At 68.6% G+C, this 19,751-nt stretch carries 19 protein-coding genes; 2 read left to right on the top strand and 17 right to left on the bottom strand.

Translation table 11 applies throughout. The annotated features are described in order from the left end of the window. Positions 1-3: 3 nt before the first annotated feature. The 17 genes from JF542_RS13485 to JF542_RS13405 all read right to left on the bottom strand — a co-directional run bounded on the left by JF542_RS13485 (position 4) and on the right by JF542_RS13405 (position 17,073). Positions 4-1,494 (bottom strand): sigma-54-dependent transcriptional regulator, encoded by a 1,491-nt coding sequence (locus JF542_RS13485; protein ID WP_207076223.1) that lies wholly within the window; start codon positions 1,492-1,494, stop codon positions 4-6. A 5-nt stretch (positions 1,495-1,499) separates the two neighbouring features. Further along, positions 1,500-2,384 carry a hydrogenase nickel incorporation protein HypB gene (gene hypB / locus JF542_RS13480; RefSeq protein ID WP_207076222.1) on the bottom strand — a complete coding sequence of 295 codons (885 nt, stop codon included), beginning with the start codon at positions 2,382-2,384 and terminating at the stop codon, positions 1,500-1,502. Next, positions 2,384-2,725, bottom strand: a complete 342-nt coding sequence (gene hypA / locus JF542_RS13475; protein WP_007796534.1) for a hydrogenase maturation nickel metallochaperone HypA — start codon at positions 2,723-2,725, stop codon at positions 2,384-2,386. Before hypA ends, hypB begins: the two co-directional genes overlap by 1 nt. Beyond that, positions 2,718-3,611, bottom strand: a complete 894-nt coding sequence (locus tag JF542_RS13470) for a hydrogenase expression/formation protein HupK (RefSeq protein ID WP_207076221.1) — start codon at positions 3,609-3,611, stop codon at positions 2,718-2,720. The genes hypA and JF542_RS13470 overlap by 8 nt, the downstream gene beginning before the upstream one ends. Continuing rightward, positions 3,611-4,441: a [NiFe]-hydrogenase assembly chaperone HybE gene (hybE, locus tag JF542_RS13465; RefSeq protein WP_007796527.1), complete on the bottom strand. Its 831-nt coding sequence runs from the start codon at positions 4,439-4,441 to the stop codon at positions 3,611-3,613. The genes JF542_RS13470 and hybE overlap by 1 nt, the downstream gene beginning before the upstream one ends. Further along, on the bottom strand, positions 4,438-5,265 hold the full coding sequence (locus JF542_RS13460; protein WP_207076220.1) for a hydrogenase expression/formation protein: 828 nt from the start codon (positions 5,263-5,265) through the stop codon (positions 4,438-4,440). The genes hybE and JF542_RS13460 overlap by 4 nt, the downstream gene beginning before the upstream one ends. A gap of 11 nt (positions 5,266-5,276) precedes the next feature. Next, on the bottom strand, positions 5,277-5,663 hold the full coding sequence (locus tag JF542_RS13455) for a thioredoxin domain-containing protein (protein ID WP_207076219.1): 387 nt from the start codon (positions 5,661-5,663) through the stop codon (positions 5,277-5,279). Positions 5,664-5,724: 61 nt separating this feature from the next. Continuing rightward, positions 5,725-6,045 carry a HypC/HybG/HupF family hydrogenase formation chaperone gene (locus JF542_RS13450; protein WP_207076218.1) on the bottom strand — a complete coding sequence of 107 codons (321 nt, stop codon included), beginning with the start codon at positions 6,043-6,045 and terminating at the stop codon, positions 5,725-5,727. Positions 6,046-6,050: 5 nt separating this feature from the next. Further along, positions 6,051-6,659, bottom strand: a complete 609-nt coding sequence (locus JF542_RS13445; protein WP_007796513.1) for a HyaD/HybD family hydrogenase maturation endopeptidase — start codon at positions 6,657-6,659, stop codon at positions 6,051-6,053. A 281-nt stretch (positions 6,660-6,940) separates the two neighbouring features. Next, entirely contained in the window at positions 6,941-7,717 is a 777-nt protein-coding gene (cybH, locus tag JF542_RS13440; protein WP_007796510.1) for a Ni/Fe-hydrogenase, b-type cytochrome subunit, read from the bottom strand. Between the two features lie 4 nt (positions 7,718-7,721). Next, positions 7,722-7,904, bottom strand: coding sequence for a hypothetical protein (locus JF542_RS13435; RefSeq protein ID WP_007796507.1), 183 nt, complete (start codon positions 7,902-7,904; stop codon positions 7,722-7,724). Between the two features lie 14 nt (positions 7,905-7,918). Beyond that, complete coding sequence (locus tag JF542_RS13430; protein ID WP_007796504.1) at positions 7,919-9,712, bottom strand: nickel-dependent hydrogenase large subunit; 1,794 nt, start codon at positions 9,710-9,712, stop codon at positions 7,919-7,921. A 3-nt stretch (positions 9,713-9,715) separates the two neighbouring features. After that, the gene (locus JF542_RS13425) at positions 9,716-10,804 is read right to left on the bottom strand and encodes a hydrogenase small subunit (protein ID WP_040545239.1); all 1,089 of its coding nucleotides are present in this window, start codon (positions 10,802-10,804) and stop codon (positions 9,716-9,718) included. A 206-nt stretch (positions 10,805-11,010) separates the two neighbouring features. Beyond that, positions 11,011-13,239, bottom strand: coding sequence for a carbamoyltransferase HypF (gene hypF / locus JF542_RS13420; protein ID WP_207076217.1), 2,229 nt, complete (start codon positions 13,237-13,239; stop codon positions 11,011-11,013). Positions 13,240-13,324: 85 nt separating this feature from the next. Further along, complete coding sequence (locus tag JF542_RS13415) at positions 13,325-14,755, bottom strand: nickel-dependent hydrogenase large subunit (RefSeq protein WP_207076216.1); 1,431 nt, start codon at positions 14,753-14,755, stop codon at positions 13,325-13,327. Further along, positions 14,752-15,741 carry an NADH-quinone oxidoreductase subunit B family protein gene (locus tag JF542_RS13410; RefSeq protein ID WP_207076215.1) on the bottom strand — a complete coding sequence of 330 codons (990 nt, stop codon included), beginning with the start codon at positions 15,739-15,741 and terminating at the stop codon, positions 14,752-14,754. Before JF542_RS13410 ends, JF542_RS13415 begins: the two co-directional genes overlap by 4 nt. Beyond that, positions 15,742-17,073, bottom strand: coding sequence for a sensor histidine kinase (locus JF542_RS13405; RefSeq protein ID WP_207076214.1), 1,332 nt, complete (start codon positions 17,071-17,073; stop codon positions 15,742-15,744). Between the two features lie 226 nt (positions 17,074-17,299). Here JF542_RS13405 and JF542_RS13400 point away from each other — a divergent pair, with 226 nt between their 5' ends. Both JF542_RS13400 and JF542_RS13395 read left to right on the top strand, forming a co-directional pair. Continuing rightward, the gene (locus JF542_RS13400) at positions 17,300-18,616 is read left to right on the top strand and encodes a glutamine synthetase family protein (protein ID WP_242533748.1); all 1,317 of its coding nucleotides are present in this window, start codon (positions 17,300-17,302) and stop codon (positions 18,614-18,616) included. A gap of 111 nt (positions 18,617-18,727) precedes the next feature. Further along, positions 18,728-19,711 carry a serine hydrolase domain-containing protein gene (locus tag JF542_RS13395; RefSeq protein WP_007796486.1) on the top strand — a complete coding sequence of 328 codons (984 nt, stop codon included), beginning with the start codon at positions 18,728-18,730 and terminating at the stop codon, positions 19,709-19,711. Positions 19,712-19,751 lie beyond the last annotated feature (40 nt).

Below are 19,751 nucleotides of genomic sequence, written 5' to 3'. Positions count from 1 at the left end.
GGCTCAGTCCTCCTCCGATACGGACGCGTGCGGCTCGATGCCGTAGCGGTCCAGCTTTGCCCGAAGCCCGACGCGGCTGAGACCGAGCTCTGCCGCCGCCTTCGACTTGTTCCATTTCAGCCGGGTCAGCGTCTCGCCGAGGATGCGCATCTCCATCAGCTCGACGCGCTCCTTCAGCGTGCCTTCCAGGGTGCACAGATCGGTGCCGCTCGCCGGCAGCTCGGCCCCCTCGGCGCGCTCGCCGTGATTGCCCGCCTGCAGGATGTGGCGCGAGATCAGCTCCGGCCCCAGCGTCATGTCCTGCGCGAGGATCAGCATCCGGGTCACCTCGTTGCGCAGCTCGGGCAGGTTGCCCGGCCAGTCATAGCTCTCGAGGAAGGCCAGCGCCGGGCGGGCGATGCCGCGCACCGGCTTGCCGTGCAGCTCGGCCGCCTCGTGCAACATGCGCTCGGCCAGCAGCGGGATGTCGGGGACGCGGCTGCGCAGCGCCGGGATCGCCAGCTCGGTCACCGCCATCTCGAAGAACAGGTCGCTGCGGAACTGGCCGCGCTGGATCATCGCGCGCAGGTCGCGATGGGTGCCGAAGAGCAGCCGCGCGCCGCTTTGCAGGGTCTCGTGCCCGCCCACCGGCTGAAAGCTGCCCTCGGTCACGAGGTGCAGGAGCTGCAGCTGCATCGCCGGGCTGAGCGCATCGACACCGTTGAGGAACAGCGTGCCGCGGTCGGCCTTCTGCAACAGCCCGGCGCGGGCCTGCACCGCGCCCGGAACCGCGCCGCGCTTGGCCCCGAAGAGCTCGGCGGCCAGCACCTCGTCGGACATGCCGGCGCAGTTGAGTTTGTAGAACGGGCGGTCGGCGCGCAGCGAGCCGTAATGCATGGCGCGGGCCAGATCACCCTTGCCGGTGCCCGCCTCGCCGGTGATCAGCACCGGCACCTCGAAGCTGGCATATTGCCGCGCCAGCGCGATGGTCGGGTTCAGAGGGCTGCCGGTGCCGCGCAACACCTTGTCGAACCCCGCGGCCTCCTGCGCCTGCTGACGCCGGGCCTGCATCTTCTGCGTCGCGGTGTTGCCGAGGTAGCGCATCTCGAGGCTCATGCGCTCGTGCTCGCGGCTCAGCTCGAAGAGGCGCGCGGCGTTGCGCACTGCCATCAGGAACTGCTCGGGATGCCATGGCTTGGTGATGAACTGGTAGATCCCCGCCTTGTTGATGGCGTCGATCATGTCCGAGCTCTCGGTATAACCGGTGACGATGATGCGCACCGTCTCGGGCCAGCGGTCGCGCACGTCCGAGAGCAGCTCGACCCCGGTGCGCCCCGGCATGCGCTGGTCCGAGACCACCACCTGCACCCAGTTCTCCTCGAGCAGGCGCCACGCCGCCTCCGCGTCGGTGGCCTCAAGCACGTTGAAATCGTCCTCCAGCGCCATGCGCATGGAGGCGACCGAGAACGGCTCGTCATCGACGACCAGAACGGTGGGAAGCGTGCCGCCGGACATCCGCGTTACTCCGCCGCCTGCGCGAGACGCTTGGCCGCCGCCTCGCTGCGCAGCCAGCCGATCCACTGCTCGAGCCCCTCGCCGGTGCGGGCCGAGATCCGGATCACCTCGATGGTGGGGTTCACCCGGCGCAGATTGGCCTCGTAAAGATCGAGATCGACATCGCAATGCGGCGCAAGATCGACCTTGTTCAGCAGCGCGATGCGCGCCGCGGTGAACATGTCGGGGTATTTCAGTGGCTTGTCCTCGCCCTCGGTGACCGACAGGATCGCCACCTTGGCATCTTCGCCAAGGTCGAAGGCGGCGGGGCAGACGAGGTTGCCGACGTTCTCGATGAACAGCGTCGCATCGTCATGCAGATGCAGGTGGTCGAGCGCGTGGCCGACCATGTGGCCGTCGAGATGGCAGCCCTTGCCTGTGTTGACCTGAACCGCAGGCGCCCCGGTCTCGCGGATGCGGTCGGCATCGTTGCTGGTCTGCTGGTCGCCCTCGATGACCGCGACATCGCCCCCCATCGCGCGGATGGTGGCGCAGAGCAGCGTGGTCTTGCCCGAGCCCGGCGAGGAGACGAGGTTGACGGCAAAGACGCCCTGCCCCGCGAGCCGGGCGCGATTGGCCGCGGCGTAGCGGTCGTTTTCCGACAGGATGCCGGTCTCGATCTCGATCAGCCGTTCCTGGCTCATGTTGCCAACTGCCACGCCGGCGGCGCCGGTGCCGAAATGAATGTCGCCATGGGCGCCGTGATGATGGTGATGGCCGTGGTCATGGTGGTGATGGTGGTGGCCATCGCCATGGGCATGATCATGCGCGTGGTCATGCGTATGCCCCGCGCCGTGATCGTGCGAATGCCCTTCGACCGTGCTGCCGCTGCAGCCGCAAACCGTGCACATCAGATGACCTCCATATCCTTAATTCTCATCTCGTCGCCCCCGTCGGGCATCAGCTTTCCGCCGCCGCAGGTCGGGCAGGGATCGAGCCGGTGGTCGATCTCCACCGTCTCCATGCAGTCATAGCAGAGCGCGCGGCCCGGCAGGTCGATCATCTCGAGCGCCGCGCCCTCGGCCTTGGAGCCGCGCATCACGACCTCCCAGGCGAACTCCAGCGCCGGCTTCTCGACCCCGGCGAAACGGCCGATCTCGAGCCGCACGCGGGTGACGCGATTGATCTCGGGCGCGGCGGCGGCCTGGTCGACAACCCGGCGGATGCCCTCGCAGAGCGACATCTCATGCATCGATCACCTCCCGCAGCCGCACCGGGCTGCACGGGTCGAGAATGTCGAGCAGCAGCGCGCCGAGGCCGGATTTCTCCGCCGGCAGGCTGGCGAGGCTGCGCGCGAGAATGCCGCCCTGCGCCAGCAGCGCATCGGTGGGCGTGACCCGGTCGAACCCGGTGACGTGGCCGTTTTCCACTTGCATGTGAATGGCATAGGTCCCGCGCGCCGCCGGCACAAGCGCCCGGCCCTTCGCGACCTCGAGCGCCGGCAGCCGGCCGAGCGCCGCCGCCTCGATATCGTAGAGCCGGGCCGCGGCGCGCCAGAGCGGGCCGCGCCCGTGGCTGGCCTCGAGCGCCCGCATCACCGGGTGCGAAAGGTGGCGCGCTGCGACCGAGTTCTCGCAGGCCCCGCGCCGCCAGAGCGTCTGGCCATCCGGCGCGGGCAGGCCCTCGGACACCGCCTCGCCGGGGGCAAAGCGCTGCGCAATGCAGGCCAGCGGCACCGCTGCAGGGCGGTTGCTCGCGAGAAAGAGGTCGAACGCTGCCGGGGTCGCGGGCGCTTCGGCGTCAGGACCGAAGAGCGCCGCGAGAAGCCCGTGGCCCCCGGCGCGCCAGTCGTCGGGCAGCGCCCGTGGCGCAAGGCCCAGCAGCGCCGGCCAGCTGGCGTGAAGCTTGAGGAGGTGGTCGCGCAGCACGTCCCGCGCGATTTCGGCGGCGGCGGTCCCGTCATCGGCCCGTCCAAGAGCGGCCGAGACCGCCGCCGCCTGCGCCCCGCGACAGAGGTTGAAGAGGCGGGGGAGAAGCGCCTCGACCTCGTCGACCGGCTTGCCGAGCACCAGCCGCGCGACCGGGAGGCCGGGGGCGGGCTGGGCGACAAGCCGGGGTGCGGGGCGCGTGTCCAGCATCAGCCTGCGCCCTGTTCCTGCGTGTCCTGCACGTCGTGCGAAAGACCGCCGGTGATCACCGTGCGGCGCGAGGGGGCCGCGTCGAGCGCCGCCTCCCCGATCTCCTGCACAGCCTCTTGCGCGCCCTCTTCGGCCGCGGCCAGCTCGGCCTCGCGGGAGGCACGGATCTCGGCGGCGCGGTCGGTCTCGGCGCGGTGCTCCTCCTGGAACAGCGCCACCATCACCGCGCGGGCGACATCGGTGGCATCCTTCTGGCGGGTGAATTCGTGCATCGGCGAGAACAGGGAGCAGGCCTTGTAGCCCCCCGTCAGCTCGCGGCTGTTGTGGATGAACTCGTAGTCGCCGGACGGGAAGGAGATCACCTCCTTGTCGCCGGCACGCAGCCCGGACCAATCCTGCCCGGCATCAGGCAGAGCCACGAGGTTCATGAACCACGGGCTGACCAGCACGCCGAGCAGCCAGTCGCCGTGCTTGCGGAAATCGATCGCCTCGACCTGCAGCGCCTTGTTGACGATCGGCACGTCGCGCATCTTGGCGTTGTAGACCTCCCGGAAATCCGCCACCAACCGGTCGGTGACCTCGCGGATGCGGGTAGCCTCGAGCAGGTCCGCCGCGCCGGGATCTTCGAGCACCATGAACTGCTCCTTGGGGCCCGAGCAGTTCGGGCAGGACCAGTCCTCGGGCAGGGCGTGGAACGGCGTGCCGGGCTCGACCTGCCGCGTGTCGTCGCCCTCGGCCGGATCGTAGGGCGTCCAGCAGATCTTGCATTCCATGATCGCCTGATCCGAGATCCGGTCATTGGCGCCGAGATAGCTGCCCTCGAAGCTCATGTGATCGCCTCCAGCACTTCACGCAGGCGCTCGGCGCTGTCGCTCAGGTCCTCGGCCGCGGCGATGGCGACCTCGGGCATGTCGGTAACCTCGAACGTGTCGAGGATGAGCTGGTCCATCGAGTTGTAGAATTGCACCCGCCAGACATGCGGCAGCGCCGTCGCCGTGACCCGGCAATTGCCATAGCCGCGCGACAGGATGTCGGTGGAGCCGATGCCCAGCCGCGCGTCGAGCCAGGCGAGATCGCCCTCGGTGTGGGGCAGCAGGGTGAGGTTGACCACGTGCAGCTCGCCGCGCGCCGTGTAGCCGGCGCTCTTGTCCTGCAGCTCGACCAGCAGCGCGGGGGCGTTGACCACACCGGTGCCGGGGGCGTTGGCATCGCCCGGGCGGAACGGCTCGAAGGCGCGGGCGCGGGCATCGGAGGGCACGCTCGCGACCTCGATGGCGTCGAGCCCTGCGCCGTGCAGCACCCAGATGCCGGCAAAGACCGATTCCTGTGCCCGCACCGAGGGCAGCCCGCGGATTTTCATCGCCACCTCGCCCTCGCCCATGGTCTCGGCGATCAGGCGGCGGTTGGGCACATCGAGCCCGACGAGGTCGAAGGTCACCGAACCGCCCTGGGCCGCGACCCGGTCTGCGGCCTCGGCAACCTGCGCCAAGAGCGCCATCGCCGGCGCCAGCCCGCCGGTATCCTCGACATCGGGGATATGGGCCGAGAAGGTGCGCATGTCCTGCGGCAGCGGCATGTATTCCAGCTCGGCCTCGTCCTCGGGCTGCGAGCCGGGGCCATAGCCCACCGGCGGCATGTGGAAATTGTTGACCATCGTGTCCTCCGTCAGGCCGCCGGGGCCGGGATTGCGTTCAGGATCTGCGGGATGCGTGCCATGTAGTCGTCCCAGTCGCGCACCTTGGGGATGCCGCCGAGGCAGGCCCCGTCGCGGAAGAAGATCAGCGACGGCGTCTTCAGCACCCCGGTGGCCTCGCGCAGCTGGGTCTCGATGGCGTCATCGACCACGGCGCAGTCGAAGGCGCGCTGGAAGGCGATGCGCAGCTCGGGCAGGATCACCGCCACGTCGGCACTCTCGAGATTGCGCCTGGGATCGCCCGGCACGAAGAGGCAATGGGCGCCCGGCGCCTCGGTGAAGGCCGCGACATCGGCCATCGTGCTCAGACGGGGCCAGCCGAGCTCGCTCACCAGCCGGTCGATCAGGGGGTGTGACATGTGTCCTCCTCGGGCGCGGCTCAGGCCGTGTACGCGGGCCGGTTTGCTCGGGCCGTCTTGTTCAGGCGGTTGTCTTACCCGCCAGCCGCGCCGCTTCGAGATGCGGCGGCAGGGCGGGACTGCGGTTGTCGAGATCGGCAAAGGCGTCACCCGCCCCTGCCCCTTGCATGATGCTGCGCAGGCCGCGCAGGGCCCGGGCGATCAACTCGGCCTCCTGCTCGGAGATCACCTCGCGGGCATGGCCGAGATGGGTCAGCACCCAGGTGCCGGGCGCCACGTCGCCGACCAGCGACAGGTCGATCAGCGCCTCGCCCTCGTCGCCGGTGGCGTGGCCGGCGATGCCGTCGACCGAGAGGATCTTCATCGGGATGCCGACGCACATCGGGCCTACTCCGCCGCCGGGAAGAAGCGGGCATCGCCGGTGCGGCAGGCCTCTTCCTCGGTCGGGCGACCGGCCTCGTAGGCCTGATGCCGGATGGCGCTGTCGGCCAGCGCGTCGGTCTCGGTGCGGCCATCGGTGGCGTGAAAGCCGCGCGCCGCCAGCCAGTCGCGGGCGATCTGCACCGCCTCGGGGATGCGCGCCGCGACGACCGGGCGCAAGCCGCCGCCGTAATCCTCGAGCTCCTCGGGCTGGCAGCCGACGAGCAGAAGCTCGGCGGGGCAGTAATCCATCAGCTGGGCGGTGGCGATCACGTCTTGGAAGCCGGTCTGGTGCAGCGACATCTTCTTGGCGCCCATGAAGCGCGGCACCTCGTCGCCCTCGACCACCTTCATGGTGCCGGGCTGGAGGCCGTAGTCCACCGCGTCGAACACCACGAGCAGGTCGGCCTCTTCGAGGAAGGGCAGCAGGTAGAGCCCCTGCGTGCCACCGTCGAGCACCCTGACGTCGTCTCCGAAGGAAAGCGTATCCGCGAGATGCTCGACGCAGCGCACGCCGAATCCCTCGTCCGCCCAGAGCACGTTGCCGATGCCGAGAATGAGCGCCTTGCGCGCCATGCCGTCCCCTCCCCTTGCTTGCCCGGCGAAAGACGTGTTTCCGCCTGCTGGCCCGAACGAGATTATCGTGTCCGCCCGCGCCTGGCAGGGATTCTGCATCTGCCAGTCACCTTTACCTATCCTTATGAAAATAAACACATAAAGTCTGAACTCGATGAGACTAACGGATTCCGTTATGGAAGGATGCTTTCCATAAAAAGATCAATCCGCAAGGGTGGATGCCAGAAAGAAAAACGGGCCCTGCAAGGGCCCGTTCCACGTGTCGTCCAAAACCGGAAACCTCAGTCCGGCAGGTCGTCCTTGAAGGTGCGGTGACCGGAGATCATCGTAGAGACCATCGACTGGCGCGACATGATATCCTCGCGGATCGCGGCGTAGATATGGATCATCATGAAGATGATGATGAACCACATGCCGAGGTGATGCAGCGAGTGCAGCACCTGAGTGTTCTGCACCCAGGCGATGAGCCAGCCCATCGCCAGGTCCGGCAGCGAGCCCTGCCCCGCGCCCTCGGCGTAGAGCGCCCAGCCGGTCAGAAGCATGAAGGTGATGCCGACGGTCATGAAGAAGAACATCGCCACCTGCGCCAGCGGATTGTGGCCCACGTATTTCTTCGGAACGTCCTCGAGGAAGGCATACCAGCGCAGTTCGTGGACGACCTCTTTCCACCACGATTTCTTCCACACCGGAACGTAGAACAGCTGCTTGGAATGATGGTTGCCCACCAGCGCCCAGTAGACCCGGGCCGCGAAGGCCACGGTCAGCAACTGCCCGGCGGCGAAGTGGATGAAACGGTTGTAGCCCATGACGAACTGGAACGTCGCCTCGGCGAAGTTCATCGACGGCAGCGGCGAGGCGATCAGCCAGCCGGTGCCGATCAGGATCATGATCAGCGCCGCGTTGATCCAGTGCCACAGCCGCACTGGCCATTCGTAGACGAAGACCGAGGTGCGCCGGCGGATCGACTCGATGTCCTGGTCGGTGGCGTCTCCGGTCAGACGGGAGGTCGAAAGCGGGTCGGCCTCCGGGTCGCGGGGCGGAACGGTTTTCTGCTCCATCGGCTCACTCCTTGCGGCGGGCGCGCAGCACCATCCACAGGATGCCGGCCAGCGCCAGGACGCCCAGCCCGTGCAGCGGCGAGAGCAGCCAGTGCGCCGCTCCGTCGGCGGGCAGGGCCGCGTCGTGACCGGCATGGGCGAAGGCCGCCGAGGCGGAGGCCAGCCAGAATGCGAGTGCCTTTTTCATGTATCCTCTCCTCCTCAGCGGACCTTGACGTTTGCCAGCTCGTCGCCGTCTGGCGACATCACGTGCGTCGAACACGCGAGGCACGGGTCGAAACTATGCAGCGTGCGCAGGATCTCGACCGGCTCCTCGGGGCGCTCGACCTTGGTGTTCATCAGCGAGGCCTCGAAGGCGCCGATATTGCCGGCGGTGTCGCGGGGCGAGCCGTTCCACGTGGTCGGCACGACGCATTGGTAGTTCTCGATGCGCCCGTCCTTGATCTTGATCCAGTGCCCCAGCGCGCCGCGCGGCGCCTCGGTCATGCCCACGCCCTTGGCCTCGGAGGGCCAGGTCGAGGGATCCCATTTCTCAACATTCGCGGTCGACTCGTCGCCGTTGCGGATGTTGGTCATCATCTTGTCGAAGAAGTGCCGTTGCAGACGGCCGCAATACTCCGACTCGAGCGCCCGCGCCGCGGTGCGGCCCAGCGTCGAGAACAGCGCCTCCATCGGCAGGTCCATGTCCGACAGCAGCCGGTCGACCTGGTCGCGGATGTCCTCGTGACCCTTGGCGTAGCCGACGATGTAGCGCGCCAGCGGGCCCACCTCCATCGCATGACCGCGCCAGCGCGGCGCCTTGATCCACGAGTATTTCGCCGCCTCGTCGAGCTCCTTGATGTCGGTCCGGGTGCCCTTGGCGTTGGGGCCGAGCTCGTATTTCGGCTCGGTGACACCGTCCCACGGGTGCAGGCCCTTGCCGGCCTCGCCATAGGTGTACCACGAGTGGTCCACGAACTCCTGCACCTGCTCGGGATCACGCACGTCCACGTCGAGCACCTCGTTGAGGTTGCCGTTGACGATCGCGCCGCGCGGCAGGTGCAGCTGCTCGGGCGAGAAATCGTTGGGATGCTCGGGGATGTCGCCATAGGCGAGGCAGGCCTGCGACGACAGGCCACCACCGTAGAGCCAGTTGCGGTAGAAGCCACCGATCGCCTTCACGTCGGGGATATAGACGTTGCGGTTGAACTCCTGGGTCTGGTCGATGATCGACGAGACCATGTTGAGCCGCTCCATGTTGATCGCGCCGACCGAGCCCACGCCATCCATGTTGATCGGGCACGGTACGCCGCCCACCAGCCAGTTCGGATGCGGGTTCTTGCCGCCGAAGATGGTGTGGACCTTGACGATCTCCTTCTGGAGATCCAGCGCCTCGAGGTAGTGGGTTGTCGCCATCAGGTCCGCTTCGGGCGGCAGCTTGTAGGCGGGGTTGTCCCAGTAGCCGTTCTTGAAGAGACCCAGCTGACCGGATTCCACGAATTTCTTCAGCCGGTTCTGCACATCGCGGAAATAGCCCGGCGACGACAGCGGATGGTTCGGGCCCACGGTCTGCTGCAGCTCCGAGGTCGCCTTTGGGTCGGCCTTGAGCGCGTTGATCGGGTTCACCCAGTCGAGCGCGTGCAGGTGGTAGAAATGCACCACGTGGTCGTGGATCTCGAGCGCCAGCTGCATCATGTTGCGGATCGAGTTGGCGTTGTCGGGGATCGAGATGCTGAGCGCATCCTCGACCGCGCGCACGGAGGTCAGCGCGTGGGTGCCGGTGCAGACGCCGCAGATGCGCTCGGTGAAGGCCCAGGCGTCACGCGGGTCGCGGCCCTTGAGAATGACCTCGAGCCCACGCCACATGGTGCCGGTCGAGACCGCGTTGGTGATGATGTTGTCATCGTTGACGTTGACCTCGCAGCGCATGTGGCCCTCGATCCGAGTCACCGGGTCGATCACCACGCGCTGGCCGCCATTGTCGAGCGTGTAGCCATTGGGGGTCTGGATAACCATCGGTTACACCTCCTCTTTCGAAGACTGGGTCTTCTTCTGTGCCGATTTCAGAGCCGAGACGGCGGCGTGCAGCGCAATGCCGCCGCCGACCACGCCGGCCGCCGCCATGCCGATCTTGTCGGCATTGGCCTCGACCCCGAACTGGGTCAGGTCGGTGACGCGGTTGTAGAAGCTGCCCTGGTCCCAGAAGCCGTCTTCCGAACAGCCGATGCAGCCATGGCCCGACTGGATCGGGAACGAGACGCCCTCGTTCCAGCGCACGGTCGAGCAGGCGTTGTAGGTGGTCGGCCCCTTGCAGCCCATCTTGTAGAGGCAATAGCCCTTGCGCGCGTTCTCGTCGTCCCAGGCCTCGACGAACTGACCGGCATCGAAATGCGGCCGGCGATAGCACTTGTCATGGATACGCTGAGAGTAAAACATCGCCGGCCGCCCCTGCCGATCAAGTTCCGGCAGACGGTCAAAGGTGAGCATGTAGGTGATCACCCCGGTCATCACCTCGGCGATGGGCGGGCAGCCCGGCACCTTGATGATCGGCTTGTCGGTAATGACCTTGTGAACGGGGGTGGCACGGGTCGGGTTGGGCTTGGCGGCCTGCACGCAGCCATAGGAGGCGCAGGCGCCCCAGGAGATGATCGCCTTGGCGTGCTCGGCAGCGTGCTTGAGCTGATCAACGAAGGGCTTGCCACCGACGATGCAATACATGCCGTCCTCGTTTAGCGGCGGGTTGCCCTCGACCGCGAGGATGTAGTTGCCCTTGTACTTGTCGATGGTGTCCTGCAGCGCCGCCTCGGCCTGGTGGCCGGCCGCCGCCATCAGAGTGTCGTCGTAATCGAGGCTGATCATCGACAGCACGACATCCTTGGCGAGCGGGTGCGCGCTGCGGATGAAGCTCTCGGAGCAGCAGGTGCATTCCAGCCCGTGCACCCAGATCACCGGGGTGCGCGGCTTGGTCTCCATCGCATGCGCGATCTTGGGGACGAAGGCCGGGCCGAGGCCCAGCGCGGCGGCGGTCAGCGAGCAGTATTTCATGAAACTGCGCCGGGTGATGCCCTGGCTGCGCATGACCTCGTAGAAGGTTTCGATCTGGCTCAAGCTGGCGCCCTCCTCCAATTCGCGAAATCCCTGCGCCGACGCTCCCTGTCGCGCAGCATTCACCGAGCATCGCGGTATGCCGCCGTGTGCGGAAGCCCGATGCCCGTTTCGCGGGCGCTTCGAAAAGATGAACCTCGACAGTATGTTAGATGGAGAGGAGGGGGCACGGCACGGTCAGGGGCTTTCCGGGCCGCGCCGGGCTCCGGTCAGCGGCTTTCCAGCCTTGCGAGCGCCACCAGCGCCTGCCCCAGCGCCAAACTGCCATCGTTGGCAGGGGTCTTGCGGTGAATCAGCACCGGCACGTCGCCCAGCGCCTTCACCGTGAGATCGAGCAGCAGCGCGTTCTGGAAGCAGCCCCCCGAGAGCGCCACCGCCTCTGCCTGCCCGCTCTCGACCAGCGCCCGCGCCTGCGCCGCGAAGGCCTCCGCCAGCCCGGCATGGAAGCGCCACGACCGCTGCGCCACTGGCACGCCGGCGCGCCCGTCCTGAACGAGCTGCCGGAACAGCGGCGCGGTGTCGAAGACGCCCTTTGCGAAGGGCAGGTCATAGCCCTCGCCCGCGCCCCCGGCCAGCGCCTCGAGCCGCATCGCCGCCTCGCCCTCATAGCTCTGCACCGCCGGGCAGATCCCGAGACAGGCCGCCACCGCATCAAAAAGCCGCCCGGCGCTGGAAGAGAGCGGCGCGTTCAACCCTTTCGCGGCAGCCATGCGCAGCGGCGCCAGCGGGTACGCCGCGAACAACGCCTCGGCCTCGTCCCCCAGCCCGGCCTGATCGAGCCGCACCAGCGCGTTGCGCCACGGCTCCCTCGCCGCCCGGTCGCCACCGACCAGCGGCGCCGGGCGCAGCCATCCCAGCCGCTCGCCCCCCCGGTAATCACCGAGCAGCAGCTCGCCGCCCCAGAGCGTTCCGTCCGCGCCCAGCCCGGTGCCATCGAGCACGATCCCCGCCACCTGTCCTGCGTCGAGCGGCCAGCGGTTCTCGCCAAGGCAGGCCGCGAGATGGGCGTGATGATGCTGCACCTCGACCACAGGAAGCCCCAGCCCCTGCGCATGCTGGCTCGCGCGGTAGCCCGGGTGCAGGTCGCAGGCCACCGCCTCGGGACGATGATCGAACAGCGCCGCGTAGTCGCGATCCGCCTGCAGGAAGGCCTCCCATGTCAGCGCGTCGTCGAGCTCGCCAAGGTGATGTCCAAGCAGCGCCTGTCCGTTCTTCACCAGGCAAATCGCCGCCTTCATCTGCCCGCCATAGGCCACCACCTGTCGCGTCGGGAAGCCATCGGGCAGCGCCAGCGTACCCGGCACCCGCCCGCGCGCCCGGCGCAGCACCATCGGCCCCTGCGGCGTGATCCGCTCGACGCTGTCATCGAGCCGCCGGGCGATGTCGCGGTCATGCATGAGGGAGGCGTCAACGAGTCCACCGAGCGTCTCGCGCGCCTCGGCATTGCCGATGGCCTGCGGCTCGCCCGAGAGATTGCCGCTGGTCATCACCAAGGGCCGCCCCACAGCGGCACAGAGCAGATGATGCAGCGGCGTGTAGGGCAGCATCCAGCCCAGCGCCCCCTGCCCCGGCGCCAGTGCCTCGGGCAGGCCGCCCTCCTGCTTCGACAACAGAACGATCGGCGCCGCCGACTCCCGCAGCAGGGCCAGCTCGGCCTCCCCCGGCACCGCATAGCCCTTCAGCACTTCGAGAGACGCCATCAGCGCCAGCGGCTTCGCCGGGCGCCGCTTGCGCTCGCGCAGCGCCCCCACGGCCATAGCGTCGGTGGCATCACAACACAGGTGAAACCCGCCCAGGCCCTTCACCGCGAGGATCGCGCCGCGCCCAAGCGCCTCCGCGGCGCGCGCCACCGCATCCCCCTCGACCTCGCGCCCCTCACGTTCGAACCATAGTCGCGGCCCGCAATCCGGGCAGGCCACCGGCTGGGCATGGAAACGCCGGTCGCCCGGGTCCTCATATTCCGCCCGACACGCATCACACAGCACAAAGCCCGCCATGGTGGTCTGCGCCCGGTCATAGGGCAGCCCGGTGAGGATGGTGAAGCGCGGCCCGCAATTGGTGCAGTTGGTGAAGGGGTAGCCGCGCCGCCGCCCCACGTCGAAGATCTCGGCCACGCAGTCACCGCAGCTCGCCGCATCCGGCGTCACCCGCGTCTCCGCCCCCGGCCCGCCGGAGGCCACGATGGCAAAGCCCTCTCCCACCGGCACCTCCGCCGCACAGCTCTCCACCGCGTCGACCCGCGCCAGCGGCGGCGCCTCGCCCCGCAACGCGGCCTCGAACCCGTCGAGATCGCCCCCGGCACAGAGGATCAGCACCCCCTCGGCGTCGTTCGACACCTCTCCGGACACCCCCAAGCGCTGCGCCAGCGACCAGACGAAGGGGCGAAACCCCACCCCCTGCACCTGCCCGCGCACCCTGATGCGCCGCCCGCTCACCACGCCCGCATCTTCTTCTGGCCAAAAATATCCCGGGGGAGTCCGCGCCCGGCGCGGACGGGGGCAGCGCCCCCCTCTGCCCTCGAGGTCAATGCACCGTGCAGACCATGCATGGATCGAAACTCCGCACCACGTGCTGCACCATCACCGGCGTGGTCTCGCCCTCGCCCACCGGCGCCCCTACCAGCGCCGCCTCGACCGGCCCCGGCACGCCGCCGGCATCGCGCGGCGAGAAATTCCACGTCGTCGGCGCCACGATCTGGTAGCGCGTTATCCGCCCCTTCTCGACCGTGATCCAGTGCCCCAGCGTGCCGCGCGCCGCCTCGACGAGCCCCACGCCCGAGCCCTCGCGCAGCGCCGGCGCCGGGTCCATGAACACCGCCCCAGGATCCAGCGCCGCCGCCCAGTCCTCGAGCCAGAGCACCGTGCGGGCGATCTCGAGCAGCCGTCCCGCGATGCGCGCCCGCACCGAGCCCTCCCCGGCCAGCGCCAGCGACAGCGGGTGCCCGTCGAGCACCTGCCGCGCCAGCGCGCCAACCTCGACCGTGCGCCCGCCCAGACGCGGCGCCTTGCACCAGCTGTAGCCCGGCTCGGCCATGTCCTCGTCGGGCAGCGTCGCGCCCTGCGCCGGATGCGCCGGCTCGCCCAGCATCCAGGCGTGGCTCACATCCTCGACGATCTCGCCCGGATCGAAGGCGGAGACCGCCCCGTCCTCCCAGACGCCGGCCCCGGTCACGCGGCCCTCGGCCAGCGGATAGGCCCCGCAGGAGAGATACCGCTTCGGCCCCACGCCGATCCCGTCCAGCCCCAGATCCGCCGAGATCTCCGAGAACAGCGCCACGTCGCCGCCGGCCCAGCCCTCGTACCCCGACACCGAACCCAGCGCCGCGAAGGCCTCCAACGACCCGCCGAAGAGCTCGCGCTCCAGCACGCGCCTGGCGGCGCGCAGGGTGGTCTGGATGCGGATGCGGTCGCGCGCATCGGGCGCGCGGGTGACCCCGCCGGGCTGGATCGCCAGCGTGTGCGGCCACTTGCCGCCCAGAAGCCCCACGATGTGGAAGAGCTGCGCCCGCGCCTCGATCAGCGGCCGCACCGCCGAGCCCTGCTGCGCGGTGTAGCGCGCCACCGCGCGGTCGTGCCACGTGCGTCCGGCATAGATGGGCCGGGCAAAGTCCGGCATGAAGAACAGCGCGAAATGGCTGATGTGATCGCAGAGGTTCTCCACCCCGTGCAGGATCGCCGCCGCCAGCCGCCCCTGTGGTGGCATCGTCACCCCGCCGGCATCGGCCAGCGCCAGCGCGGCCGCCGCCGACTGGCTGATCGAGCAGATGCCGCAGATCCGCGGCGTCAGGGTCAGCGCGTCGCTTGGCGCCTTGCCCTGCAACATCATCTCGAAACCGCGGAACAGAGGCGAGTTGGCCCGCGCCTCCGAGACCCGGCCATCGGTCACATCGAGGCGGATCTCGAGATCGCCCTCGACACGGTTGAACGGGCCGACCAGCAGCTGCCTGTCGCTCATTTGCGGGCCTTCACGCTTGGCGCCTGTACGAGGCGGTCGGAATGGGCGTTGCGCTCGATGCGCTGCGGTGTCGCGGCTTTTGAGAGCGAGGCCAGCGCCATGAACCACGCTTTAGGCATGTCCGAGGGCAGCCCTACCGGGATGCCCGCGATGGTCGGCGTCTCGGTGAACGGGTGACCGGGCTCTTCGAATTCCGGTGCGGTGCAGGCGATGCAGGGGTAATTCCCGCGCGTGCACGATCCCTCGCCATTCCACGGGCGGATGTTGCAATCGCCCACCGCCTGGGTGCCGACGCAGCCCAGATGCTCCATCATGCAGCCCATCTCGCAAAGCGTCCGGGCGCTGGCCTTGTACTCGTAGAACTCGTTCTTGGTGCAGCCGTGATGCACCAGGTGATCGGCGTAGAAGCGCGGCCGGGCGAGCACGTCGAGATCGCCCGCGCCCAGCGCCCCGCCCGCCAGCATCAGCAGCGTCTCGATGACCCAGGCGGGATGCGTCGGGCAGCCCGCCACGTTGATCACCGGCAGGCCGGAGCGGCTGGTGAAGCCCTCGTCGAGCGCCGCGCCCTTCTGGCGGCCGTCATATTGCAGCCCCACCGCGCCGGCCGGGTTGCCGCCCGCCGCGGTGATGCCGCCAAACGCCGCGCAGGTGCCCACCGCCACCACGTGCTCGGCCATCGGCGCCAGCGCCCGCACCCAGTCGAGCATCGAGCGCCCGGTGCCGGCCAGCATGTGGAACTTGCCCGTCCCGCGCGGGCCGGTGACGACCGAGCCCTCGAAGCACAGCACGTCGAGCGCGATCTCGCCGCGTTCAACCGCGCTCAGCAGCGCCTGCACCTCGCAGCCGGTCTCGACCGAGAGCGACGGGTGCCAGAGGAACTCGATGCCGGCATCGCCCAGCGTGTCGAGCACGTTGGGGTTCTCGGCGCAGAGCAGCGACATGGTGCAGCCGCCGCAGCCGGCCGATTGCAGCCAGAGGATATTCATTCAGGCCTCTCCCGGTGTGTCCGCCAGCGGCAGGTCGAGCACGAAGACCGCCCCCGGCCCGGGCAGCAGCGAAAGCTGCCCGCCATGTTCATCGGCGATCTTGGCGCTGATGGAAAGCCCAAGCCCGGTGCCCTTGCCCACCGGCTTGGTGGTGAAGAACGGGTCGAACACCGCCGCGCGCTGTTCATCAGGAATGCCGGGACCGTTGTCCGACACGGTCATCCGCGCCCGTCCGCCCTGCACGGCGAGATCAATGCGGACCTCTGGGGCCGCGCCCCCGTCCACCGCGTCGAGCGCGTTCTGCACGAGGTTCATCACGATCTGCTGGATATGGCCCGGCACGCCAAGCACGCGCAGGCTGTCTTCGCCAGTAAACGCCACCGTGACGCCGGACTTGGCACCGCGCTCGACCCAGCGGGCCCCGACGCGCGCGGTCTCAGCGAGGTCGAAGACCACCTTCTCGCCGCTGCCTTCCGAGGACAGGCGGCGCAGGTCGGCGACGATGTCGCGCACCCGCTCGGCACCCTCGCGTGCGCCGTGGATCGCGGTCGAGAGATTGCCCAGCGCGCGCTCGAGCTTGAGCTCGCTGCGCAGCCGCACCAGCTCGTCGCGGCTGGCACCGGACTGGACCTGTTGGAAATAGGTCTCGAACTGGCCGACATATTTCTCCAGCGCATGGGTGCTGGCATAGACGAAGCTGATCGGGTTGTTGAGCTCGTGCGCCACCCCCGCCAGCAGCCGCCCCAGCGAGGCCAGCTTCTCGTTGCGCACGATCTGGCTCTGCGCCTGCTTGAGCTGCTCATGGCTGAGCTCGAGCTCGGCATAGGCGCGGCGCAGCTCGCCCAGCGGGCGCCCGCTGAGCACCGCGCCGCCGAAGCGGTCGCGCGCGTCGAGCCGGGGCGACAGCACGATGTGGAACGGCTGCGCGCCGGTCTCGGTGGGGATGCTGGCCTCGAAATCCGCCACCGCGTGGTTCATGCGCAGCTGGTTCAGCGCGGTGGCAATCTGCGCCGCGCCCTCGGCATCGAAGATCTCGGCCACCGGGCGGCCGAGCACCTCAGGCGCCCCGCCACTGACCAGCGCGAAGAGCGACTCGCTGGCCTCGGCAACGCTGCCGTCGCGGTCGATCACGATGAGCACGTCGCTCACCGAATGCAGCACGCCTTCAATGAGATGCTTGGCGGCGGTCAGCTCGGCATTCTGGTGCTCGAGCTGTTCCTGATGCGCCACCAGCTCGGAATAGGTCTGGTCGACGGCGCGCAGCACCGACTGCCATGCCTCGTCGGTCATGGCATTGGGGTCGTCCTGGGTCAGCGCGTCGGGCTCGTCCATGACGGCGATACTATGCGCGGCACGAGCGGCGTGGCAATCGGCGCGCGCCACCCCTGATCACAACGTGACCGGCCACAGGACCTGCGCAGAATTTATCCATTTTCGCCAGATGCTTCCTCTCGACGGCAGCAATGGCGCGCGGTTCCTTGACAGCCCCCTTGTGCCGGTCAAACTCCGCCCGAACCCGCCCATGGCGGACAAAAAGACAAGCAAGGAGCAGCCCCTCATGGACAGCAACGGCATCCCCGAACACGTCTCTCGCGACGTCCATGTGGGCATCTTCGACCTCGACGGGCTGTTCCGCCACAAGCTGATGGACAGCAGCAAGGCCGACAAGCTGATCGAGAAGGGCTACAGCTTCTGCGACGTGCTGCACGCCTGGGACAGCGCCGAGAAGACATGGGACGACAGCGAGACCTATATCGACCGCCCGGCACAGATCTTCCCCGAGACCCGCCGGCACTGGCCCTTCGGCGCCGATGCCGAGGTGATGGTCGCGGACTTCACCGGCGAGTTCGGCAAGAAATCCCCCCGCAACCAGCTGCTCAAGCATCTTGCCAAGGCCGAGGCGATGGGCTTCGACGTCACCGCTGCCTTCGAATACGAGTTCTTCCTGCTCGACGAGACTGCCGACAGCCTGCGCGAGAAGCGCTATCGCGACCTGCAGCATTTCGCCAAGGCCAACCGCACCTACTCGCTGCAATCGGCGGCCGCCTATGGCGACCTGTTCGACGGGCTGCGGCAATGCATGAGCCTGATGGATATCGGCCTCGACAGCCTGCATACCGAGCTTGGGCCGGGCTGCTTCGAGGCCCCCCTCACGGTGGCTTCGGGCGTCAAGGCAGCGGATGACGCGGCGCTGTTCCGCAATTTCGCGCGAGCCTATTTCGCCCGCAACGCGCTGACCACCGTGTTCATGTCCAAGCTCTCGCCCGAGCTTTCGGGCCAGTCCGGGCATTTCCACATCTCACTGCAGAAGGACGGCGCACCGGCGTTCGCCGATCCCAACACGCCGGACGGGCTGTCGCAGACGGCACGGCATTTCCTCGGCGGGGTGCTCGAGCTGATGCCCGAGATGCTGGTGCTGACGGCGCAGACGGTCAACGCCTACAAGCGGCTGGTGCCCGGGGCCTGGGCGCCGACATGGGCAAGCTGGGGCGTGCAGAACCGCACCGCCGCGGTGCGCATCATCAACGACAGCCCCGAGGCGACGCGCATCGAGTTCCGCGTGCCCGCGGCAGACTCCAACCCGCACGCGGTTATGGCGCTCTGCCTCGCCGCCGGTCTGCGCGGCATCGAGACCGGCGCCGAGCCGCCCGCCCCGGTCAAGGGCAGCGCCTACGAAGTGCAGCCCGCCGCCAGCGCACGGTTCCCGCGCGATCTCGTCGAGGCCACCGACCGGCTCGAGGCCAGCGAGGCAGCGCGCTCGCTCTTTGGCGACAGCTTCGTCGATCACTTTGTGCGCTCGCGCCGCTTCGAGGTGCAGGATTACCTGCGCCACGTGACCCAGTGGGAGATCGAGCGCTATATCGAGCTGTTCTGAGCGCCGCATCACCGGCTGTTGATGCGGCGTGACCCGCGCGCCCCGCCGCGCGGGTTTCCTTTCCCGGAACGCCTGCCAAATCTTGTGACACGCAAATCGCAGGAGTCCGCCATGCTGTCGCGCCGACACTTCTCTCTCGCCCTCGCCGGCAGCCTCGCCGCGCCGTCGCTGCTGCGCGCCCAGCAAAGCACAGACGAGATCCGCGACCTCGCGGTCGATCTCGACCAGTTGCACTCGATCCAGATCCGCCGCGGCGACGAGACGCTGCTGGCCGAGGCCCCGCGCGGCCCCGGTCTGACCCGGGTCGCCAATATCAAGTCCTGCTCCAAGAGCGTGCTTGCGCTGATCCTCGGCGCGGTGATCGACGAGGGCGGCATCGAGAGCGTCGAGGCGCGGCTCGGCGATGTCGCCCCGAGCCTGATCCCGTCGGGGGCCACCGAGGGCGTCGAAGATCTCACCATGCGTGATCTCGTCACCCTGCGCGCCGGGCTCGAGCGCACCTCGGGGGCGAATTACGGTGCCTGGGTCAGTTCCTCGAACTGGGTCGCCTACGTGCTGCGCCAGCCGCGCGTGGCAGAGAATGGCGGCCAGATGATCTATTCCACCGGCACCACGCATCTTCTGGGGGCCGCGATCGCCACTGCCACCGGCGACAGCCTGCTGACACTTGCGCGGCGACACCTCGGCACCCCGCTCGGCATCGAAATCCCGCCCTGGACCCGCGATCCGCAGGGCTTCTACTTTGGCGGCAACGAGATGGCGCTGACGCCCCAGGCGATGCTGCGCGTGGCCGTCGCCATGCGCGACGGCGGACGCTACGACGGCGCGCAGGTGCTGCCCGCCGACTGGGTCGACGCCTCGCAAGAGGCCCGCACCCGCTCGCGCTGGTCCGGTCTCGGCTATGGCTACGGCTGGTTCCTGAGCGACAGCGGCTGGATCCTCGGGCGCGGCTATGGCGGGCAGGTGATCGCCGCCCACCCGGAGCGCGATCTCGCCGTCGCCATTACGTCGGACCCGACGCGTCCGGCCCGCTCGGGCGGCTATTTCGGCGACCTGATGGGGCTGCTCGACGGGCCGATCATCGCGCTTGGCTGAGCCCGGCGCTCGAAGCCTTGGAATATATCGCGCACGAATG

The organism is Salipiger bermudensis (assembly GCF_017309175.1).
Lineage (GTDB): Bacteria > Pseudomonadota > Alphaproteobacteria > Rhodobacterales > Rhodobacteraceae > Salipiger > Salipiger bermudensis.
Note: the sequence above shows the minus strand (reverse complement) of the source record. Positions and strands in the feature narration are given on the sequence as shown.